1 rRNA gene is annotated in these 3163 nt (G+C 48.2%); it reads right to left on the bottom strand.

The annotated features are described in order from the left end of the window. Positions 1-22: 22 nt before the first annotated feature. Positions 23-2899 (bottom strand): 23S ribosomal RNA (locus QQK02_RS16330). Between the last annotated feature and the right edge of the window lie 264 nt (positions 2900-3163).

Here is a 3163-nt window from a genome sequence, read left to right as displayed (position 1 = left end):
CTTAAAACCACTTGGGTGTTGTATGGTTAAGCCTCACGGGCAATTAGTATCAGTTAGCTCAAGGCCTCACAACCCTTACACACCTGACCTATCAACGTCGTAGTCTCCAACGACCCTTTAGGGGACTTAAAGTCCCAGTGAGAACTCATCTTAAAGCCTGCTTCCCGCTTAGATGCTTTCAGCGGTTATCAGTTCCGAACGTAGCTACCGGGCAATGCCATTGGCATGACAACCCGAACACCAGTGGTTCGTCCACTCCGGTCCTCTCGTACTAGGAGCAGCCCTCTTCAATTCTCAAACGCCCACGGCAGATAGGGACCGAACTGTCTCACGACGTTCTAAACCCAGCTCGCGTACCACTTTAAATGGCGAACAGCCATACCCTTGGGACCGACTTCAGCCCCAGGATGTGATGAGCCGACATCGAGGTGCCAAACACCGCCGTCGATATGAACTCTTGGGCGGTATCAGCCTGTTATCCCCGGAGTACCTTTTATCCGTTGAGCGATGGCCCTTCCATACAGAACCACCGGATCACTATGACCTGCTTTCGCACCTGCTCGACGTGTCTGTCTCGCAGTTAAGCTGGCTTATGCCATTGCACTAACCGTACGATGTCCGACCGTACTTAGCCAACCTTCGTGCTCCTCCGTTACTCTTTGGGAGGAGACCGCCCCAGTCAAACTACCCACCAGACAGTGTCCCCAAGCCCGATAAGGGCCCTAGGTTAGAACATCACGCATACAAGGGTGGTATTTCAAGGTTGGCTCCACTCTATCTGGCGACAAAGTTTCAAAGCCTCCCACCTATCCTACACATGTAGGAGCAATGTTCACTGTCAAGCTATAGTAAAGGTTCACGGGGTCTTTCCGTCTAGCCGCGGGTATACGGCATCTTAACCGCAAATTCAATTTCACTGAGTCTCGGGTGGAGACAGTGTGGCCATGATTACGCCATTCGTGCAGGTCGGAACTTACCCGACAAGGAATTTCGCTACCTTAGGACCGTTATAGTTACGGCCGCCGTTTACCGGGGCTTCGATCATGAGCTTCGCTAAGCTAACCCAATCAATTAACCTTCCGGCACCGGGCAGGCGTCACACCGTATACGTCATCTTTCGATTTTGCACAGTGCTGTGTTTTTAATAAACAGTTCCAGCCACCTGGTTACTTCGACTCTCCGAGGCTTACTCCGCAAGGGATTCACCATAGAGAGCGTACCTTCTCCCGAAGTTACGGTACTATTTTGCCTAGTTCCTTCACCCGAGTTCTCTCAAGCGCCTTAGTATTCTCTACCTAACCACCTGTGTCGGTTTGGGGTACGGTTCCTATATATCTGAAGCTTAGAAGATTTTCCTGGAAGTATGGCATCAACAACTTCTACTCCGTAGAGTATCGTCTCGATTCTCAGCCTTAGAAACCCGGATTTACCTAAGTCTCCAGCCTACAATCTTTCACATGGATAACCAACACCATGCTTGCCTAGCCTGCTCCGTCCCTCCGTCGCAATATATAGAAGTACAGAAATATTAATCTGTTTCCCATCGACTACACCTTTCGGTCTCGCCTTAGGGGCCGACTTACCCTGCCCTGATTAACATGGGACAGGAAACCTTGGTCTTTCGGCGAGGGAGTTTTTCACTCCCTTTATCGTTACTCATGTCAGCATTCGCACTTCTGATACCTCCAGCATGCCTTACAACACACCTTCAACGGCTTACAGAACGCTCCCCTACCACTCATAATAAATTATGAATCCGCAGCTTCGGTGACTAGTTTAGCCCCGTTACATCTTCCGCGCAGGCCGACTCGACTAGTGAGCTATTACGCTTTCTTTAAAGGGTGGCTGCTTCTAAGCCAACCTCCTAGCTGTCTAAGCCTTCCCACATCGTTTCCCACTTAACTAGTACTTTGGGACCTTAGCTGGCGGTCTGGGTTGTTTCCCTCTTCACTTAGGACGTTAGCACCCTAAGTGTGTCTCCCGGATATCACTCATTGGTATTCGGAGTTTGCAAAGGGTTGGTAAGTCGGGATGACCCCCTAGCCTTAACAGTGCTCTACCCCCAATGGTGTTCGTCCGAGGCTCTACCTAAATAGATTTCGGGGAGAACCAGCTATCTCCCGGCTTGATTAGCCTTTCACTCCGACCCACAAGTCATCACCGCATTTTTCAACATACGTGTGTTCGGTCCTCCAGTTGATGTTACTCAACCTTCAACCTGCCCATGGGTAGATCGCCGGGTTTCGGGTCTATTCCTAGCAACTAAACGCGCAGTTAACACTCGCTTTCGCTACGGCTCCCCTAATCGGTTAACCTTGCTACTAAAAATAAGTCGCTGACCCATTATACAAAAGGTACGCAGTCACCCGAAGGCTTCCACTGCTTGTACGTATGCGGTTTCAGGTTCTATTTCACTCCCCTCACAGGGGTTCTTTTCGCCTTTCCCTCACGGTACTGGTTCACTATCGGTCAGTTAGGAGTATTTAGCCTTGGAGGATGGTCCCCCCATATTCAGTCAACATTTCACGTGTGCCGACCTACTCGATTTCACTTATGTTTGCCTTCGTGTACGGGGCTATCACCCTGTATCGCCATCCTTTCCAGAATGTTCCACTAGCGCCCACAAGCTTAAGGGCTAATTCGCGTTCGCTCGCCGCTACTAACGAAATCTCGGTTGATTTCTTTTCCTCGGGGTACTTAGATGTTTCAGTTCTCCCGGTTTGCCTCTTAACGCTATGTATTCACGTTAAGATAGTGTCTTATGACACTGGGTTTCCCCATTCAGAAATCGTAGTCTATAACGGTTTTTATCACCTTAACTACGCTTATCGCAGATTAACACGTCTTTCATCGCCTCTAACTGCCAAGGCATCCACCACATACGCTTAGTCACTTAACCATACAACCCTAAGTAGTCTTTCCTTATAAATAAGGAGATACAAAGTACACATCGGTGACTAAACCGACGTAATTATATAGTCTGACATTTTCACGTACTCTCTTTAACCTAAGTTAAAGGATGAGTTACTTGAATTAGATGAAACAAGATAAGGAAGTCTTGTTTCAAGGTGTTATTTACAGCGCGACACTGTAAACAACAATTCGAATATCTATGAATAAATTCATACATAATTCGAGGATATTTATATCAGCTTTCCAAATT

The sequence above is a fragment of the Thalassotalea eurytherma genome, from assembly GCF_030161415.1.
In the GTDB taxonomy this organism is placed as follows: Bacteria; Pseudomonadota; Gammaproteobacteria; order Enterobacterales; family Alteromonadaceae; genus Thalassotalea_G; species Thalassotalea_G eurytherma.
Note: the sequence above shows the minus strand (reverse complement) of the source record. Positions and strands in the feature narration are given on the sequence as shown.